The sequence below is a fragment of the Glutamicibacter protophormiae genome, assembly GCF_014647495.1.
Lineage (GTDB): Bacteria > Actinomycetota > Actinomycetes > Actinomycetales > Micrococcaceae > Glutamicibacter > Glutamicibacter protophormiae.
On the sequence record NZ_BMPH01000001.1, the window covers coordinates 454,115 to 471,119 of the forward strand.

Sequence of the window (17,005 nt, forward strand, 5' to 3'; positions counted from 1 at the left end):
TTCGGGCCACTGCCCGGGGCTGGCCCCCGACGCGGCGGGCAACGAGGAAAACAACTGGAGAATTATCTTGAACGCGCTGATTATGGCTTCCGCAGCCGCAAGCACCACTGGTTTGGATTCGCATACCTGGGCCCTGATCGTCGGCGGCGGCATCTTCCTGGCATTCATGCTGTTGCTGTTGGTCGTAGTGTCCTACACCAACGTGGGCCTGCGCCACGAGATCAAGCCTGACGATTTCGACGAGCACCGCCAGTTCAAGTCCCACCCTGAGCACCACTAATCTTGGCGGACGAGCAAGTCAAGAACCGCCCATTGCGCCTCGGCGTGATGGGCGGTACTTTTGACCCCATTCACAACGGCCACCTGGTTGCCGCGAGCGAAGTGGCCGCGGAATACGACCTGGATGAAGTGGTCTTCGTGCCCACCGGCGAACCATGGCAGAAGGCTGACCGCAAAGTCACCGACGCCGAACACCGGTACCTGATGACCGTCATTGCGACAGCATCCAACCCGCGGTTCACCGTCAGCCGCGTGGACATCGATCGCGAGGGCGCCACCTACACCCGGGATACGCTGCTTGACTTGCGGGCGCAGCGACCGGAGGCAGAGCTGTTCTTCATCACCGGCGCTGATGCCATGAGCCAGATCATGAGCTGGCGCGATATCGACCAGGTCTGGGACCTGGCGCATTTCGTCGGCGTCAGCCGCCCTGGCTACGTGATAGCCGATATGGGGCGGGACAACGTCTCCCAGTTGGAGATTCCTGCACTGTCTATTTCCTCCACCGACTGCCGCGTACGCGTCGCAGAGGATAAGCCCGTCTGGTACCTGGTACCCGATGGTGTGGTGCAGTACATTGCAAAATATGGGCTCTATACCGAGTCGTAACCTCACATTGAGCCGTATTACACGGCATAATCGATTAAGGTGACGGTATTTGTCTATGCGGTCGGGAGTAGCACCAGATGAGCGATAACTCGCAGCCAGTTTCCAGCAGGCGGGCATTGCGTGAAAAGCGACGCGCCGAAATGGAGGCGCTGCTCGCCAATAGCAAGGCTGAACAGGCCGCCAAGGAACAGGCGGACAAGAAGGCCAAGGCTGAATCCGCCAACTCCGATTCCAAGGACTCGTCTGGTGCGGCAAAATCCGCATCTTCGGCTCCAAAGCCTGCTGTATCCAAGCCTGCTCCAGCCAAGGCCGCGGAGGCCAAGGCGTCCGCCAAGCCAGCAGCTAAGCCGGCCGCGGCGGCCAAGCAGCCAGCCGCCAACTCCGGCAACCCGAAAACTCCAGCGAAACCCGCCCCGAAGCCCGCTGAAAAGGCTCCGGCCGCCAAGTCTGCGCCAAAGCCTCAGCCTGCCAAGCCTGTCGATTCCAAGCCTGCGGCGGCGAAACCCGCTGAAACCAAACTCGCGCCGGCTAAGAGCGCGCCGAACAAGCCCGCGCAGTCGAAGCCCGCAGAGAGCAAGCCTGCTGCCTCCAAAACTGCCGTATCGACGTCAGCTGAATCACCTGCGGTGCAGAAGCCTGAAGCATTGGGGGAGCGTGCTTCGTTGCGCCGCGCCCGTGACCGCGAAGCCTTGCGTGAACGCCGACGCCTCGAAGAAGAAGTCGGCTCGCTGACAAGCCACGTTCCCACGGTGGAGCCCGCTGACGACCCGAAGCCGCTGACTCGTCGACAGCTGCGCCTGCAGGCCCTGGCCGATCAGAACAAGGGCGCCGCTGCGGCTAAGCCTGTGTCGGGAACCAAGCCCGCCAAGCCGTCAGGAGCAGAAAACGCTCCAGACACCACGGTCATGAGCGTCGAGGAAGCCTTGGCCGCGCGGCGTGCACACGACCCGAAATCTCCTGTAGACCCGGTTTTGCTGGGCGAAGATGATTCGGAAATCGACCTCGAAGTGCTGGCCCACCAACGTGAAATGGCTGCGCGTGCCGCAATCATCTCGCGACGGGCGGCTGAGCGCGAACGCTTGCGTATTGAAAACTCCAAGCAGGGCAAAGAAGATGTTGCATCGGACCCCTTCACCGGCGCGATGGGCAATATCCGTGAGGTAGAAGAACGGATCGCCAAAACTGGCGTCTCCGGTCCGAAAACCGAAAGCGTTTCGCTGTCGTTGGACGCCCAGGGAAAGATCGCTTCCAAGCCGGCAGTAAAGCCCGCGCCGAAACCCGCGGCGAAGGCCCCCGCCAAGCCGGCACCGAAACCCGCGGCCGCAGCAAAACCGGCTGCAAAGCCAGTACAAAAGCCTGTTGCGAAGCCAGCTCCAGCAGCCAAACCGACGCCGGTTGCCAAGGCCCCCGTGGCAGCCAAGCCAGCGGCGGCATCGGCACCGGAGAGCAAGGCTGTCGAACTACCTCGCATCGAGGCAGTCAACGCCCAAGGTCTACAGCCGCTCGACGTGCAGACTCACGGCGTCCGCCGTGCCAATAACATGCTCATCGCCATGATCGTGGCGCTGGGCGTTGGCGGTGCGGCCCTGGTCGCCGGCCTGATCATGTTGTTGACCAACTAGTTTTTATAGGACAATTAAGTCCTTGACCCACCCCTTCCTAAAGGAGACACCCAACTTCATGGGCGCACACGCAGACTCAATTGCCCTCGTGCATACCGCGGCACTTGCCGCCGCAGAAAAACTTGCCGAGGATATGGTCGCACTCGACGTGGCCGAACGTTTGGGCATCACCGATGCCTTCCTGATCGTCTCCGGTAGTTCCGAGCCTCAGGTCAACGCCATCGTGGATGAAATCCAGGCGAAGGTGATCGAGAAATTCGACCTGCGTCCGGTTCGCCGTGAAGGCTTCGGCCTTGGCCGCTGGGTGCTCCTCGACTACGGAGATGTGGTAGTCCACGTACAGCACCAGGAAGACCGCGTCTTCTACGCGCTGGAACGCTTGTGGTCGGATTGCCCGGTCATCGAGCTGCCTGCTGTCAGCGGCAAAAAGAACTAGTCACGATGGATTTGCATCCTGTTCAAAATTTCATCTATGATAGATGAGTTGCCTGATCAGGTAGCAATCCTCGCGGGGGTATGGCGCAGTTGGTAGCGCGTCTGCATGGCATGCAGAAGGTCAGGGGTTCGAATCCCCTTACCTCCACCATACATGTTTTATTCGAACCACCGTCCGAATAAAACTTAAGAAGTGAAGATAACAGAGGTGACGTCGAGTTTTCGGCGTCATTTTCTGTTTGTCCAAATGTACCGTCCGGAACGCCAGAAACGGCGTTTTGGGCGGTTTTTTGTACCCATTTGCTAAATACGGTAAGTGGGTACCACGAGTCCGGCTAGTCGGTATGTCCTCTCTCAGGACATCGTTTACACCATGACTCATAACATCGCTTACAGGATGTCTCAGGACATCGCTGACAGGTAGCAAGAATGCCTGGCAGGCCCGGTCTGGACAACGATCACTTCGATAATTAAACGTGTCAAATTCATTATCGGCGTCGATGCGCCGCCAAATTATCGAGTTCGATCCGGGCCTGCCGGACTCCTCAAGTATCTCGCAGTTCTGCAATGAACTGGGAATCAGCAGGCCCTCCTACTACAAAGTCAAAGCGCGATACGTCGCGGAGGGGAATAAGGCGTTGAACCCTCATTCCAGAGCTCCGAAAACAGACCGGCGCATCTACGGGGACCAAACCAAAGCCATGGTCCTGCGTATCCGCAAGCGACTAGCCAAAGACGGGTGGGACAACGGGCCACTATCCATCTGGTTCGAAAGCCTCGATACCGAGGAGTTCGGTGAGCAACGCCCCTCGGTGGCCACGATCGGCCGGATCCTTTCCGAGGCCGGGGTAACCCAGCGCAACCCGCGCAAACGCCCGCGTAAATCATGGCTACGCTTCGCCCGCTCCCACCCGATGGAACTGTGGCAGATCGACGGACTGGAGTATCGGCTGTTTGACCAGAACGCGACCAAAGCGATGATCTACCAGCTCGTTGATGATGGGTCCCGATTCGACGTGGGCACGCGGTGCTTTGAACAGCTGGAAAACGCTCGGGACGCGATAGAAACACTCAAGGCAGCGTTCGCGACCTACGGGGTGCCGCAACAACTTCTGAGCGACAATGGTGGGGCATTCAATCTTTCTCGGCAAGGCATCGTGAACCAGACTGAAATATTCCTGGCCAGCGTGGGATGCGAAGCAATCACCGGCCAGTTCAGCCACCCCCAAACGCAAGGCAAGAATGAACGCAGTCACAGTACGCTGCTCAAGTTTCTCGATGCCCACGCTCCGCAGAACCTGACGGAGCTGTCCATATTGTTGGAGCAGTATCGAAACCACTACAACCACCGACGTCGGCATCAAGCACTGAAAGTAGGGCACACGTACCTGACTCCGGCCCAAGCTTGGGAAGCTGGTGATCATCGTGCTTCGGATGGCGTGGCCATCGATATTGCCCAGTTGCAGGCCAAGGCACAATCGTACGTGGACAAAGCCTTGGCCGCGAAAGCTGAGTTGGCTGCACCAGAGGAAGCCGATGACGAGCCCCAGATACCTGGACGTACGAAGGATGAAAACCACACAGGCAGCCCCAGCGTGCTGGCTGATCAACGTGATGACGTGATCCAGATTCGGCGTACGAATCCTCAGATCTACTTTCGAGGTCGTATTTTCAAGGTACCGACTCATTTGATCGGTGAATACCAGCTGGTTTTGAGCAAGGATGCTTATACGCTTTACAGCATGGTTGACGGCGAGCAATCCGTGTCATTCCCGTTACCGGTCAGGCTGCAGTCCAGTGCGCGTCTAGTGCCGTTGTGGCAGGTGTATGGAGCCCGGATCAGGGATCCGAAGCCGGCTTGGACGCAGAAACGGATCGAGTACGAGGACATCTACTATTCGTCTGGCGATGCTGCTTCCTAGGACAGGCGAATCGTCGCGCGCGGTGTCAGCGATGTGTTGATGCCGCGTGTCTACGATGTATTGAGTTTGGTTGTCAGCGATGTGGTGAGTTCGTGTGTAAACAAACTACCGAGTGATTACATACCGACTGGCCGGACTTGACGTACCAGCTTTGCGTATTTGGCAGTATCGGCGGTGGCTGGCGTGAACCGTGCCAAAACTATCCGTTCCAGCCCTTGGCGGCGACATGTCTTAGCATTGCTGGACGATCCGTGGCCCAACACCTATTGACAGCATGGCTGATGGGGTCGATCCTTGAGTGCATGACGTGTAACCCCGGGGGTGACATTATCCCGTGCAGCATTGATGTTCATGCTGATCCGGAGTGGTTACGTGTGCTCGCGCATCGTCGGCGCGAACCAGTTGCTGTTTTGGAAGCTGCAGTCGGGAGATTCCAAGCGGCTGGTGTCACTCCGGAAATTGTTGAGTCCCATCTCCATGACGCCGGGGACCGACTCTACGCGGCCGCTGCTTCCGGACGAGCTTCGTGGGCAGCTGAATTCGGGGGAGAGCGTGTAGTCGCTCTCATCGCCGCCGAAGTCAGCGCACTCGCTTCCCATCTGGTCACTCGCGCAGCGTCCATACGTGCGGCCAGCATTGAAGTGTTGCTGGAGGAATACAGCGCAGTCACCGTGGCCAGCTCTCTGGGAGTGGCCAGGCAGAAAGTCTACGAACTCGCCAAAGGCAAAGTAGGCACCGACTTCATAAAAACCACGCCGTGGAGCTCGAAATGAATGAGATGAACGAAGCTGTAGATCTGCCAGATTTCTCGGAGAAAAAGTTCTTGCATCCTCTCGAAGTGGCCGAGGCACGCGGACTTTATTTGCGTGGATGGTGGTTTGCACGATTGCATTCAGTACCGGTGGTTGTCGCCATCGGGGCAGTCGTATGGGTTGCTACGAATAACCTGTTTGCGGCGCTAGTCGCGCCCGCTGGATCCCTGGCCATCGGCTTGGTCTCAAGCAGATGGCTGACTGCCCGAGCGTGGGACTTCATTCCGCGCAAACGCCAGCTCGACGGGGGAGCGGGGCGATGGCGGGTATTTGCGGCCGCTATCGACGCGGCTGCAATCTTGGTGATTGCCGCAGGAGTGATTTTTTCGATTTCAACTGCTTCCCCGGATCCGGGAGTCATTGCGTTCGCAACAGGTTCGGGCATCGGCGTGGCGCTAGTGCAGGCGCAGGAGCTGTTAGCCGGGAGGAAGCATGGTGTCGAGAACCATGAAACCCTGAGGAGAATAATCCTGTTTGCTGCCGTTGCCGTGGCAACGACAGCGGTTGGCTTGCTGGGCCTCGGCACGGTGTGGGGTGCCTGGACTATCGGAACCGTTGCGATGGGCACCGCGACCGTAGTTGCTGCCCAGGCGATTTTCTGGCTTGCGTCAACCTCACGTCACCGTGGCCAATTGGCGCAGAAGCCCAACTGACCACGGTACCTGTTCATCCTGCCTCGCACAGGGCTGTAGTCGTGGAACGTAAATCGCGCGGGGCAGCTTGCCGGCTATTGCTGTGAAGTGGACTTGCGGCTGACCATCTCATTGATCCAGATGGGTGCGAAGGGGGAGGTACATCCCGGAGGTGTTGGATAGTCAGCCAAAACCTGCAAGTCCTCACCGATTTGCAGTGCACGAGACCGCAGCGGCTCATGCTCGATGCCGATCTGAGCCAAGGTATTGTTCATCGCCCACTGCAAGCGGTCGGGTGCGGTCTTCATTTCGGCTTCGACGATGTCCAGCAATTGCGCAAGCTCCAGATTCTCCGGAGCCTTGACGACCTGGTGCGCAGTCAATTCCCAGCCGGCACTGGCAACAACAGGATCGGAGTCGTGCATAAGGAGCTTTCGGAGGTCTTCCAGGTGCTTGCTCTTCTTCACTACGTAGTTCACGAACCAGCCCTGTACCTTTGGAGTCCTGGCTTCGCGGAGCCACCGTTCCAGATCATCAAGGCTGAACATACGTGGCTTGCAGATCAGGATGGCGACCAGACGCGTGGCAGTCTCGCCGGTTGCCCATAGCCGCTGTGCCAATTCCTGATTGCTTTTCAGGGCTTTCGCCAGCCCACGAAGCTTGGAGAGATTCACTCCGAGGTCGTCGCCGTGCTTTTCATTGACCGCACGCATACGCGGGTCTTCCAACTCGGCGAGAGCCGTTTGAACCTCGGCCACCGTGCTCTGCGGGGTCAGTACAGTGCTCATGACTTGCTCCTAGATTCTCTCGTGGGATATTTAGTTCGCGGCCGGGACCACCGGCTGGCGCAATATGGTGCGAAGCTTCTCGGGTTGGACTCGACGAGGGTCGGAGAGGTAGATCTCGTGATGCTTCCCGGTCAGATCCAGGCCTTGATCCTTGATGTACTGGTGCATTCGAGCCAAAACTGGCGCTTCGTCATCATACGAGCCGATGTGCAGCACCTGGAGGCAGCGGCCTTCGGACAGGTTTCCAAGGCGGATCTTGTCGCCGGCGGGAAGGTCGGCCGAGTTCTGTGCGGCGCCCAGCGCCTTTGCGACGTCTTCCGGGCCGAGCCAATCGGGGACCATCAGCATCATTGTCCAGTCCCACTGGGATTTGTCGCGCGCTGAGGTGAAGGAATCCATTCTCTCGGCCCACCAGAGACCTTCCAATGGTGGCACCACGTAGTCCCGACCTGCCTGTTTGCTGGAGAACTTCAGCTTGTAGGCCACGGGGTAAAGGGTTTGCAATGCATCTTGGTAAGTCTGGGCTGTGTTCGGGTCACCATGCCCATCGATCATGAGGTACTGCATCTGCGGCACCTCTACGAACTGGAAGGACTTAGGTGCGCGATAGGAATCGGTTTTCTTGAAATCGATTTTGTCCACTAGAACCACTTCCTCCATTTGAAGACACCATAGAGCCCGGCGGCAAACAGGACCATGCCCGCGATCGCCACGGGATACCCGAGCGCCCAATGCAGCTCAGGCATATTGTCGAAGTTCATGCCATAAACTGCGGCAATGAGCGTCGGAGCGAACAAGATGGCCGCCCAACCGGAGATCTTCTTCATGTCCTCGTTCTGGCGTTGGGCCACCAGCGTGGAGTTCACGTTGAGAATCTGGGACAGGGCATCCCGGTACTCCTGTGTTTGGGTATGGGCCCGCGTCAGGTGGTCCGACACGTCCTGGAGGTAGGTCTGCAGTTCACCGGGAACGTTGTATTTCTCGAAGCCGGAAGCCAGCGAGCGAACGACCTCGCTGAGCGATGCAGTCGCATGCTGCATGTCGATGACTTCCTGGCTGAGGCGGTAGATTCGCTCGGTGACAGTGGCATCGCCGCCGAAAACCTGCAGCTCGATCTGTTCCTTGTCGATGCCAAGCCCCTGCAGGGCAGGGACGTACCCGTCGACGATCTCGTCCAGCAGGCGGTAGAGAATCGCTTCGGCCCCCAACTTCAGCAATGCCTGGTTAGCCAGGAGCTGATGGTCCAGAACGGCTTGGCTGCTGCCGATGCCCGAGGCCCAGTCGCGGCCCGGGATTCCGTTAATCCAGCGGTTGTCCTGGCATAGGATTGCCAACGCCCCGGGCCGAAGCAGTACGTGGAACTCCGAAAGCTCAACTTCTTCGGCCTCGTCAAGGTACAGCGCAGATCGGACAACCAGCAATGTCACGTCCCCATAGCGTTCGAGCTTCGGACGCTGTCCGGCGTGGAGCAGGTCGTCAACCAGCACGGGGTGCAGCTTCCAGGCCTCAGCCAGCTGGTGGATGTCCGCGGGAGAAGGCGCCGGGTAGATTGCCAGACCAATCCGGTTTGCATCAGTCCGGGGGAACTCCAAGACCGATGCGATGGTGGCATCCTCGGGGGCTTGAATGACCGCCCCATCCTGGATGAAGCGGAAGATCGCCGGTACGCGGCTTGGCATGTTGTGCTTCGGTGACCGACGAGGGAGACTACCTGCCATGGGACGAGACCCGCTCTCTTGGCTGGTTTCTCTGCGAACCTGCCACACGTCGAATTGTGGAAGCGAATGATATGGAAACAGCCGGGCTCATGAATCATGAACCCGGCCGGGAAGCCGTGGAGCTAAGGGGAGTCGAACCCCTGACCTCTTCATTGCGAACGAAGCACTCTACCAACTGAGCTATAGCCCCCTACCGGATAAACACTACTCCGATCGACTTTCAACGCAAAACTGGGCGCGCCCAAATTTGGGAGTGTTGACGTCAACTATCGACCGTGCGAAGACGCCTGAGCCGGTCAGATCGGAACCGCTCAGCCTTCCTGCCCTTGGAAGTATCCCCGTTGGGCGGGGTAGTAGTCATCCCAGACGGGAAGCGGCCCACCCGTGATAGAAGCGAGCAACTGGTCGAGGTAGTATTCCCAGCCCGGTCCGATGTCTCCGACCGCTCCTGGGACGAGTCCACGGTGCACGAAACGCAGTTCAGTAGCTTCATCCGCTGATGCCAAGTCGATAGACAGGTCCCATGATCCGGAATCGTCGACGGTTTGAACCCGCAGATAATTCGGTGCCCTGCATTCGGTGATGACGACGTCGGACCAGGAACTGCCCCCTTCGAAGCCCATCTGCAGCCTGATGGTCTGTCCCTGGGCGCCGGTTCCCTCCCAGCGCCCGATCCACCGTGATGTCTTCTCCGACTCGGTGATTGCCGCCCATGCTTCCTGAAGTTCGAGGGGAAGTATTCGGGTCAGGACGAGGTCGATTCCGTTCGCATTTTTCTCCACGCGTCCGCTGGGTTTCGGTGTGCTCATGCCGGCTCCTTGTCGGTGGTCGCTGCTGCAGGTCTGGTTGGTGCTCGTGGAGCTTGAGGGCACTGCGTCAGGACCGCAATGAGAGTTGTTGAGCCAAGGCTAACGAGTCGAGTTCGAAATGTCTGCAGTGTGGGCGAATCCGCTGTAGGAGTGGGTTTATCGAGCCCGGACAAGAAAAAATCCCAGGATGCCTAGGCATCCTGGGATTGATTTTCGTGGAGGTAAGGGGATTCGAACCCCTGACCTTCTGCATGCCATGCAGACGCGCTACCAACTGCGCCATACCCCCGTGAGGATTGCTGCCTGATGAGGCAACTTGATAATCATAGAACACAATTCCGGGAACGCGAAATCGAACATCGCACCAAGTGAAATGCGCTTCGAAGTGAACAACGGCTCCGACCCGCAGCGCGGATCGGAGCCGTTGGACGATGAGCTAGGCGACCTCGTCGACGTGCTCCACATCGATCACCTCGGGAACATTGCGCAGCGCGATCTTGGAAACGATCCAGATGACTGCGGTCAAGCCTGCGGTCAGCAGCAGCTGGGTGCGTGCCGCCTCATCGGTCATGGAGACCCCCACGATGCCGGCCAGGACCACCATGGTCGCGATGGACAGGTACGGGAAGCCCCACAGGCGGACGGGCAGGTGCTCGCCGTTGCGGTCGGCGCGGCGGCGCAGGATGAACTGGGTGACCGCGATGAACGACCAGATCACGATGATCGTGGAGCCGACGACGTTCAGCAGGATCGGCATGACCTTCTCCGGCCAGATCCAGTTCAGGCCCACGGCCAGGAAGGAGAAGGCTACTGAGCTGATCACGGCCTTGGCGGGCACCCCCTTGCCGGTCACGTGGGTCGCGGCCACGGGGGCCAGCTTGCGCTTGCCCAGCGAGTACAGCATGCGCGAGGAGCCGTAGATGTTGGCGTTCATGGCCGAGAGCAGCGCGATGACCACCACTGCATTCATGACGATCTCGACACCAGGGATGTTCAGCACGCTGAGCACCGCGGCGAAGGGGCCGTCCTTGATCGCGGGGTCGTTCCACGGCACCACGGCGACGATGACCAGGATAGAGCCCAGGTAGAAGACCAGGATTCGAGCCATCACCGAGCGCACTACGCGCTTGATGTTGTCCGCCGGATTGTTGGATTCGGCGGCGGCGATGGCCACCACTTCGGTGCCGCCGAAGGAGAAGATCACGATCAGCACCGCGGCGGCGATGCCTGCCATGCCGCCCGGGGCGAATCCGCTATGCGCGGCGAGGTTCCCCAGACCCACCGGCTGATCGGTCGGGATGACGTAGGTGAGCACCAGGGCGCCGAGCACCAGGAAGGCGATGATCGCCGCGACCTTGATGACGGCGAACCAGTATTCGAAGCGGCCGTAGTTGCGCACGCCCAGCAGGTTCGCGCCGGACAGGGCGATCACGAAGAGCAGGACCCAGCCCCACTGCGGGACGCTGGGGAACCAGCCGGAGACAATGGCCGCGGCGCCGGTGGCCTCGGCGGCCACCACCACAACCAGCTGGATCCAGTACAGCCACCCCAGGGTGCTTCCGGCCGAACGGCCCATCGCCTTGTGGGCGAAGGTGCTGAAGGCGCCCGATGAAGGGTTGGCGGCGACCATCTCGGCCAGCATGGCCATGATCACGATGATCACGGTGCCGGCCAGCAGGTAGGACACCAGCACGGCCGGGCCGGCGATGGAGATCGCCTGGCCGGAACCGACGAACAAGCCGGCGCCGATCGCGCCGCCCAGGCCCATCATGGAAATCTGGCGGCGGGTCAGCCCCGCGTGCAGCTGCTGCTCGGGCTGGTCCTTCACGGCCGCGCTCACGCGGTGGCCCCTTCGGTGGCGGCCACGGCGGCGGAATCGGCGCCCAGCGCGGCCAGCACGCGGTCCACATCCAGCGCGGAACCGGAGGAAATGCGCAGGCCCTCGCCCGGGAAGGCGCGGGCGACCACGCCGCCGGCCTCAAGGCGGGCTTCGATCTGCGCGGTGTCGGCACCGGCGGCGAGCCACACGAAGTTGGCCTCGGAGGCGATGACCGGGTAGCCGGCGGCGGCCAGGCCCGCGTACATGCGCTCGCGCTGGGCGACCACCTCGTTGATCCGCAGCGCCAGCTCGTCGGCGGCGTGCAGCGAGGCGACTGCCGCGCGCTGGGCCAGATCCGAGACGCCGAACGGGATGGCGACCTTGCGCAGGTTCTCGGCCACCTCCAGCGGGCTGATGGCGTAGCCGATGCGCAGGCCGGCCAGGCCGTAGGCCTTGGAAAAGGTGTGCAGCACCGCGACGTTCGGGTTCTTCTTGAACAGCTCCACGCCGTCGGCGCGCACTGCCGAGCGGTCGAAGTGCACGTAGGCCTCGTCGATCACGATCAGCACCTCGCGCGGCACGGCGGCGATGAAGCGCTCCAGCGCCTCGGCTTCCACCACGGTGCCGGTCGGGTTGTTCGGGTTGCAGATGAAAATCAGACGGGTCTTCTCGGTCACCGCGGCCAGCATGGCGTCCAGGTCGTGCTTGGCCTCGGCGTCCAGCGGCACCTCGACCGGGGTTGCCCCGGCGATGCGCACCAGCGACGGGTAGGCCTCGAAGGAGCGCCATGCGTACATGACCTCATCGCCCTCGGCGGCGACCGCATGGATCAGCTGCGCTGCAACCTCGACGGAGCCGGCACCCAGGGTCAGGTGCGCCGGATCCACGTTGTGCAGGGCGGCCAATTCGGCAGTGACCTGTGGGGCGGCGATGCTCGGGTAGCGGTGGATGCTCTGGAGTCCGTCGCGGATGGCGTCGAGCACCGACGGCAGCGGTTCGTGCGGCGACTCGTTGGACGAGAGCTTGGAGGCTCCAGCGGCGGCGGGCTTTCCCTGCTTGTAAGCGGGAACTGCCTGCAATGAAGGGCGCTGGTGAAGGGTCATGGGTTCCTCTCTGAAGACCATGGGCACAAATGGGGGTGCGGGTGGCCCCGCTCATATCCTCGCGTGTCGCGATTCACAAGCTACGACTCTAGGGCGGCGTCTTCCGCCGTTTCAATCGCCGCGCGCACCGCTATGCAACCTGCATAGCGAAAATTGGTCAACACCCCATTTTACTGGTCAGTCTGCACAGTCGCCGAACCGGCTTTCGCACAGGCTTCTACCAGGGGCAGCGTGCGTCCCTGGAAATGCTCGTGCAGCGCGAAGGACGAGGAGGTGCGCGCGACACCCGGGACGGTGTTGATCCTGTTGAAGATGTCCTGCAGGTCTTCCGGGGTGCGGGCCACGACGCGCAGCTGCAGGTCGGAGGTCCCGGTGACGGTGTACATGTCCACGATTTCCGGGATCGCCTCCTCCAGGGCGGTGGCTACCGGATCGTGTCCGTACTTCTGGATGATCTCCACCGAACAGAAGGCCACCAGCGTGTATCCGAAGCCGGCGGGCTCGATGCGCGGGACGATCCCGCGGATCACCCCGGCCTCGTGCAGCCGGGCCAGCCGGCTGCTGACGGTGCCGCGGGCCACCCCGAGGCGGCGGGCGCACTCCATGACCGGCAGCATGGGGGAGTCGGTGAGCAGCTCAATCAGGTCTGCATCCAATTGGTCGATGCGCATTCGGTCCTCACTTCGTCGTCGGTTGCCCGGGGTGCGGAGCGATCCCGCAGATTCAAGGCTAGCGTGGTGCACCGGCTGCCCGGGGCGCCGGGGCAGCCTCACCCCTATGGGGCATCTCACAAGATATTCTGGCCTTTTCAGACCCACAGGGAAAGGTGCACCATGGCGCGCACGCAGGTTTTGGAATCGGTCCACGGTTTGACGGTGCTGATCACCGGGGCGGCCCAGGGCATGGGGGAGCTGTTCGCCCGCCGGGCCTGCGCAGAACATGCCGCGCGGGTGGTCCTCTGGGACCTCAATGCGCAGCTGCTGGAAGAAACCGCAGGCAAACTGTGTGCAGCGTTCGGGCATGAATCCGTCGAAACCCAGGTTGTCGACCTGGCCGACCCCGCGCAGATCGCCGAAGCAGCGTCGCAGGCCTTGTCCGCCCGAGGGATCGACGTGCTGGTCAACAACGCCGGGGTGGTGACGGGCAAACCCTTTGCCCAGCACAGCACGGGGCAGATCAGTTCCGCCATGGCGGTCAACGCGCTGGCGCCCATGTACCTGACCCACGCGCTGCTGCCCCAGCTCGGCCTGCAGCGCCCGGGCCGCATCCTGACCATCGCCTCGGCGGCGGCACTGGTGTCCAACCCGAACATGAGCGTCTACGCGGCGTCCAAGGCCGCGGCCGCCAGCTTCAGCGACTCGTTGCGCCTGGAGCTTGAGCGGGAGCCGGGAAGGAACCTGGCGGTGACCACCTTCTGCCCGACCTACGTGGATACCGGAATGTTCGCCGGGGCCCGTCGCATGCTTTTCACCCCGCTGCTTGAAAAGCAGCAGGTTGCGGACCGGGCGTGGGATGCCATGCTGCGCGCCACGCCGATGGTGCTGCTGCCATGGACCAGCAAGCTGGGACAGGCCCTGCGCGGGGTGTTGCCCCGCGCGGCCTGGGATCTGCTGGCGGAAAAAGTGCTGGGCATCTACCACTCCATGGACGACTTTTCCGGACGAACCCCGGCAGTTGTCCAACCGGCCGCGGACCCGGGGCGCGGCACGGCGGCGGACTAGGAAAATCCGGGCAGGCAATCGGCGGTGGAGTATTCCGTGCGCGCAGTGCAGCAGGTAGCATCGTGTGCGCGGACGGCATCCGCCGTGGCCGCGCGACCTGGCCACACCCCGGCACGACGGTGGGCAGATCGGTATCGCAAGTACGCATATTTGTGAGGACCAGCCATGCAAAAGCTCAGAGTTAATTTGTGGATGCACGGAACCGGTGAAGAAGCCGGAGAATTCTATGCGGACGCCCTGCCCGGCGGATCGATGGAAGTCGAATCCCGTTATCCCACCGAGGGCCTGCTGGAGTTCCAGAAGCCGCTGGCCGGCCAAGCCCTGACGGTCGCCGTGTCCGTGCGCGGCCAGCGGATCACGCTGGTGAACGCCGGCCCGGATTTCACCCCCAACCCGTCGATCTCGCTGATGCTGAACTTCGACCCGACGGACTACGAGGGCGGCATCGAGGCGGCCCGCGCCGACCTGGATGCCACCTGGGCCAAGCTTTCGGCCGGCGGGCAGGTGCTCATGGAGCTGGGCGAGTACCCCTACAGCGCCCGCTACGGCTGGGTGCAGGACAAGTACAACGTTTCCTGGCAGCTGATCCTCACCGATCAGGAAGGCGACCCCCGGCCGTTCCTGATGCCCAGCCTGCTGTTCGGTGGTCCAGCCCAGAACCGTGCAGCCGAGGCGGTGGCGCACTACAAGGAAGTTTTCGGTGCCCGCGAAGGCATGTTCGTCACCTATCCCGAGCCCACCGGGCCCGCGGCGGCCGGCGCGGTCATGTTTTCCGATATCGCGCTTGACGATGACTGGGTGACCGCCATGGACTCCGGCGTCGAGCAGGATTTCTCCTTCACGCCCGGCGTCTCGCTGGAATGGCCGTGCGACGGCCAGGAGGAGCTCGACAGGGTGTGGGATGCCTTGAGCGCGGTGCCCGAAGCAGAGCAATGCGGCTGGCTCGCCGACAAGTTCGGGGTCAGCTGGCAAATCGTTCCCGCCAACATGGGTGAACTGATGTCCAGACCGAAGGCTTTTGAACACATGCTCGCCATGAAGAAGCTGGTGATCGACGAGTTCTAGGAGTGCGGGGCGTACAGTTGACTGGCAGTACCGTTCAGGCCGCACGTCAGGAGCACCATGTCAGCGCCCAAAATTCGTCCGTTCATCCTCCCCGAGCTGGCCGAAGGCTACGCGGGGGACCTGGACGCCGGAGGTTACCTCGACCAGCTGCGCTTCGCCCGGCTGGACGGGGAGGTCGTGGCCGATGAGGTGCGCTTCGAGCAGTGCGAATTCACCGGCATGAACGCCGACCGTTTCTCGCTGTGCAACGCCCGGGTGCTGCAGAGTTCGCTCAATCAGGTCTCTGCTCCGGTGCTGGCCGCCGCCGGCGTGCGCCTCGACGAGGTCCGCATTTCGCACAGCCGCTTCGGCTCGGCCGACCTGGCCGAGTCAAGCGTCGACTCGCTGCTGGTGGAGAACTGCAAGTTCGGCTGGCTGAACCTGCGCGGCGCTACGCTGCGCGACGTGGAATTCCGCGATTGCCAGTTCGACGAACTGGATTTGGGATCCCTGCAGCGGGTGCGCTTCACCAATTCGCGCGCCAAGGTGCTGGCGGCCCATCAGGCGAAGCTGAGTTCGGTGGACCTGACGGGCCTTGAATTCGATATGGTCGACGGGGTGACCGGGCTGCGCGGCGCGCAGGTCACGCAGCTGCAGCTCATGTCGCTGGCGCCGCAGCTGGCCGACCATCTGGGTATCAAGATCGCAGGCTGATCTGCGGGTGGCGCTGGGCCAACTGGCCCGCGGTCTGCAACAGCAGCTCGCGCATCGCGATGGCCGCCGCCCCGGGAGGGGTGTCGCGGCGATGCGCCAGCCCGATGGTGCGTTCAAGGTTCGGCTGGGCAAGATCCGTGTCCTTGCGTGCAGAGCTGCGCAGCGCCCTGCCGTGCAGCTGGCTCCGTCCGACCAGGGCCGTGGCCGGCACGATGGCCACGCCCAGTCCGACTTGGACGAAGCGCAGCACTGCGTCCATTTCACCGCCGTCAATGACCACGTTGGGGCTCAGCCCCAGCGTGCGGTAGGCGCTCTGCGTCGCCGCCCGCAAGTCGTAGCTGGGGGAGAAGGCGATCTGCGGCACCATTGCCAGGTCCCGCAATTCCACCGGGCCCTGGCCTAATCGAGGATGCTGCATCGAATCGGCCACCACCAGCTGCTCCACCAGCACTTCGGTGTGCGTCAGGCTTGGCTCGGTCACCGCGTGCTCGCTGGTGACGATCAGCGCCAAGTCGAGCTGGCCGCCGGTGAGCTGCTCCAGCAGCATCCGGGAACCTGCCTCGGAGATCTGCAACTCGATGCCGGGATACGTCGCGCGATAGGTTTCCAGCACCTCGGCCACCAGCGACACGCATAGCGTCGGCGGCGCGCCCAAGCGCACCCGGCCGCGGCGCAATCCGGCCAGTTCGGCCATCTCCACGCGAATCGACTCCGCATCTGCCAGCATCCGGGTAGCCAGCGGAAGCAGAGCGCGCCCCGCGGCGGTCAGCGTGAGGTTGCCGCGCGTGCGGTTGACCAGCGTGGTGCCCAGATCGTGCTCCAGCGTGGAGATCTGCCGGCTCAGCGACGGCTGGGAGAGGTGCAGGGCCTCGGCCGCGCGTGTGAAGTGCCCCACGCGGGCAATGGTGGCGAACCCTCGAAGTTGCTCTAGATTCATGATGCATAGCTTACTGCTATGGAAATCATGAGGATAATTTA

The 17,005-nt window shown here is 61.9% G+C and carries 18 protein-coding genes and 3 tRNA genes; 11 read left to right on the forward strand and 10 right to left on the reverse strand.

The window, feature by feature from the left end:
• Positions 1 to 67: 67 nt before the first annotated feature.
• From IEY43_RS02130 to IEY43_RS02165, 8 genes are all read left to right on the forward strand, one after another.
• Positions 68 to 280: a hypothetical protein gene (locus IEY43_RS02130; protein WP_188946910.1), complete on the forward strand. Its 213-nt coding sequence runs from the start codon at positions 68 to 70 to the stop codon at positions 278 to 280.
• Between the two features lie 2 nt (positions 281 to 282).
• Positions 283 to 888 (forward strand): nicotinate-nucleotide adenylyltransferase, encoded by a 606-nt coding sequence (gene nadD, locus IEY43_RS02135; RefSeq protein ID WP_188946911.1) that lies wholly within the window; start codon positions 283 to 285, stop codon positions 886 to 888.
• A 77-nt stretch (positions 889 to 965) separates the two neighbouring features.
• Entirely contained in the window at positions 966 to 2,510 is a 1,545-nt protein-coding gene (locus tag IEY43_RS02140; RefSeq protein WP_188946912.1) for a hypothetical protein, read from the forward strand.
• Between the two features lie 58 nt (positions 2,511 to 2,568).
• Positions 2,569 to 2,946 carry a ribosome silencing factor gene (gene rsfS / locus IEY43_RS02145; protein ID WP_188946913.1) on the forward strand — a complete coding sequence of 126 codons (378 nt, stop codon included), beginning with the start codon at positions 2,569 to 2,571 and terminating at the stop codon, positions 2,944 to 2,946.
• Between the two features lie 74 nt (positions 2,947 to 3,020).
• A tRNA-Ala gene (locus IEY43_RS02150) sits at positions 3,021 to 3,096 on the forward strand.
• 325 nt (positions 3,097 to 3,421) lie between these two features.
• Positions 3,422 to 4,867, forward strand: a complete 1,446-nt coding sequence (locus IEY43_RS02155; protein ID WP_188946914.1) for an IS481 family transposase — start codon at positions 3,422 to 3,424, stop codon at positions 4,865 to 4,867.
• A gap of 302 nt (positions 4,868 to 5,169) precedes the next feature.
• Positions 5,170 to 5,640 (forward strand): hypothetical protein, encoded by a 471-nt coding sequence (locus tag IEY43_RS02160; RefSeq protein ID WP_188946915.1) that lies wholly within the window; start codon positions 5,170 to 5,172, stop codon positions 5,638 to 5,640.
• The gene (locus IEY43_RS02165) at positions 5,637 to 6,332 is read left to right on the forward strand and encodes a hypothetical protein (protein ID WP_188946916.1); all 696 of its coding nucleotides are present in this window, start codon (positions 5,637 to 5,639) and stop codon (positions 6,330 to 6,332) included. Before IEY43_RS02160 ends, IEY43_RS02165 begins: the two co-directional genes overlap by 4 nt.
• 74 nt (positions 6,333 to 6,406) lie before the next feature.
• Here IEY43_RS02165 and IEY43_RS02170 read toward each other — a convergent pair whose 3' ends face one another.
• From IEY43_RS02170 to IEY43_RS02210, 9 genes are all read right to left on the reverse strand, one after another.
• Positions 6,407 to 7,099 carry a DNA alkylation repair protein gene (locus IEY43_RS02170; RefSeq protein WP_188946917.1) on the reverse strand — a complete coding sequence of 231 codons (693 nt, stop codon included), beginning with the start codon at positions 7,097 to 7,099 and terminating at the stop codon, positions 6,407 to 6,409.
• 30 nt (positions 7,100 to 7,129) lie between these two features.
• The gene (locus IEY43_RS02175) at positions 7,130 to 7,759 is read right to left on the reverse strand and encodes a GyrI-like domain-containing protein (RefSeq protein WP_188946918.1); all 630 of its coding nucleotides are present in this window, start codon (positions 7,757 to 7,759) and stop codon (positions 7,130 to 7,132) included.
• On the reverse strand, positions 7,741 to 8,778 hold the full coding sequence (locus IEY43_RS02180; protein WP_229777222.1) for a magnesium and cobalt transport protein CorA: 1,038 nt from the start codon (positions 8,776 to 8,778) through the stop codon (positions 7,741 to 7,743). The genes IEY43_RS02175 and IEY43_RS02180 overlap by 19 nt, the downstream gene beginning before the upstream one ends.
• A gap of 156 nt (positions 8,779 to 8,934) precedes the next feature.
• Positions 8,935 to 9,007: transfer RNA gene (locus tag IEY43_RS02185), tRNA-Ala, on the reverse strand.
• 121 nt (positions 9,008 to 9,128) lie between these two features.
• Complete coding sequence (locus tag IEY43_RS02190) at positions 9,129 to 9,626, reverse strand: SRPBCC domain-containing protein (protein WP_188946920.1); 498 nt, start codon at positions 9,624 to 9,626, stop codon at positions 9,129 to 9,131.
• Positions 9,627 to 9,842: 216 nt separating this feature from the next.
• Positions 9,843 to 9,915, reverse strand: a tRNA-Ala gene (locus IEY43_RS02195).
• A 147-nt stretch (positions 9,916 to 10,062) separates the two neighbouring features.
• Complete coding sequence (locus IEY43_RS02200) at positions 10,063 to 11,466, reverse strand: amino acid permease (protein ID WP_188946921.1); 1,404 nt, start codon at positions 11,464 to 11,466, stop codon at positions 10,063 to 10,065.
• Positions 11,463 to 12,548 (reverse strand): histidinol-phosphate transaminase, encoded by a 1,086-nt coding sequence (hisC, locus tag IEY43_RS02205; protein ID WP_188946922.1) that lies wholly within the window; start codon positions 12,546 to 12,548, stop codon positions 11,463 to 11,465. The genes IEY43_RS02200 and hisC overlap by 4 nt, the downstream gene beginning before the upstream one ends.
• 170 nt (positions 12,549 to 12,718) lie before the next feature.
• On the reverse strand, positions 12,719 to 13,219 hold the full coding sequence (locus IEY43_RS02210) for an Lrp/AsnC family transcriptional regulator (RefSeq protein WP_188946923.1): 501 nt from the start codon (positions 13,217 to 13,219) through the stop codon (positions 12,719 to 12,721).
• Positions 13,220 to 13,381: 162 nt separating this feature from the next.
• On the opposite strand from IEY43_RS02210, the gene IEY43_RS02215 reads away from it, so the two are divergent.
• The 3 genes from IEY43_RS02215 (at position 13,382) to IEY43_RS02225 (ending at position 16,027) form a co-directional block, all read left to right on the forward strand.
• On the forward strand, positions 13,382 to 14,269 hold the full coding sequence (locus IEY43_RS02215; RefSeq protein WP_188946924.1) for an SDR family NAD(P)-dependent oxidoreductase: 888 nt from the start codon (positions 13,382 to 13,384) through the stop codon (positions 14,267 to 14,269).
• Between the two features lie 165 nt (positions 14,270 to 14,434).
• Complete coding sequence (locus tag IEY43_RS02220; protein WP_188946925.1) at positions 14,435 to 15,334, forward strand: VOC family protein; 900 nt, start codon at positions 14,435 to 14,437, stop codon at positions 15,332 to 15,334.
• A 57-nt stretch (positions 15,335 to 15,391) separates the two neighbouring features.
• A complete protein-coding gene (locus IEY43_RS02225; RefSeq protein WP_188946926.1) occupies positions 15,392 to 16,027 on the forward strand; it encodes a pentapeptide repeat-containing protein in 636 nt (211 codons plus the stop codon).
• Here IEY43_RS02225 and IEY43_RS02230 read toward each other — a convergent pair.
• The gene (locus tag IEY43_RS02230) at positions 16,011 to 16,964 is read right to left on the reverse strand and encodes a LysR family transcriptional regulator (protein WP_188946927.1); all 954 of its coding nucleotides are present in this window, start codon (positions 16,962 to 16,964) and stop codon (positions 16,011 to 16,013) included. The genes IEY43_RS02225 and IEY43_RS02230 overlap by 17 nt on opposite strands.
• Between the last annotated feature and the right edge of the window lie 41 nt (positions 16,965 to 17,005).

Excerpts from the sequence above, each read along its gene's own strand:
- rsfS (WP_188946913.1), top strand. The coding sequence starts at position 2,569 with ATGGGCGCACACGCAGACTCAATTGCCCTCGTGCATACCGCGGCACTT.
- IEY43_RS02175 (WP_188946918.1), bottom strand. The coding sequence starts at position 7,759 with ATGGAGGAAGTGGTTCTAGTGGACAAAATCGATTTCAAGAAAACCGAT.
- IEY43_RS02180 (WP_229777222.1), bottom strand. The coding sequence starts at position 8,778 with ATGCCAAGCCGCGTACCGGCGATCTTCCGCTTCATCCAGGATGGGGCG.
- IEY43_RS02220 (WP_188946925.1), top strand. The coding sequence starts at position 14,435 with ATGCAAAAGCTCAGAGTTAATTTGTGGATGCACGGAACCGGTGAAGAA.
- IEY43_RS02140 (WP_188946912.1), top strand. The coding sequence starts at position 966 with ATGAGCGATAACTCGCAGCCAGTTTCCAGCAGGCGGGCATTGCGTGAA.
- IEY43_RS02225 (WP_188946926.1), top strand. The coding sequence starts at position 15,392 with ATGTCAGCGCCCAAAATTCGTCCGTTCATCCTCCCCGAGCTGGCCGAA.
- IEY43_RS02210 (WP_188946923.1), bottom strand. The coding sequence starts at position 13,219 with ATGCGCATCGACCAATTGGATGCAGACCTGATTGAGCTGCTCACCGAC.
- hisC (WP_188946922.1), bottom strand. The coding sequence starts at position 12,548 with ATGACCCTTCACCAGCGCCCTTCATTGCAGGCAGTTCCCGCTTACAAG.
- IEY43_RS02215 (WP_188946924.1), top strand. The coding sequence starts at position 13,382 with ATGGCGCGCACGCAGGTTTTGGAATCGGTCCACGGTTTGACGGTGCTG.
- IEY43_RS02230 (WP_188946927.1), bottom strand. The coding sequence starts at position 16,964 with ATGAATCTAGAGCAACTTCGAGGGTTCGCCACCATTGCCCGCGTGGGG.
- IEY43_RS02160 (WP_188946915.1), top strand. The coding sequence starts at position 5,170 with ATGACGTGTAACCCCGGGGGTGACATTATCCCGTGCAGCATTGATGTT.
- IEY43_RS02170 (WP_188946917.1), bottom strand. The coding sequence starts at position 7,099 with ATGAGCACTGTACTGACCCCGCAGAGCACGGTGGCCGAGGTTCAAACG.
- IEY43_RS02165 (WP_188946916.1), top strand. The coding sequence starts at position 5,637 with ATGAATGAGATGAACGAAGCTGTAGATCTGCCAGATTTCTCGGAGAAA.
- IEY43_RS02190 (WP_188946920.1), bottom strand. The coding sequence starts at position 9,626 with ATGAGCACACCGAAACCCAGCGGACGCGTGGAGAAAAATGCGAACGGA.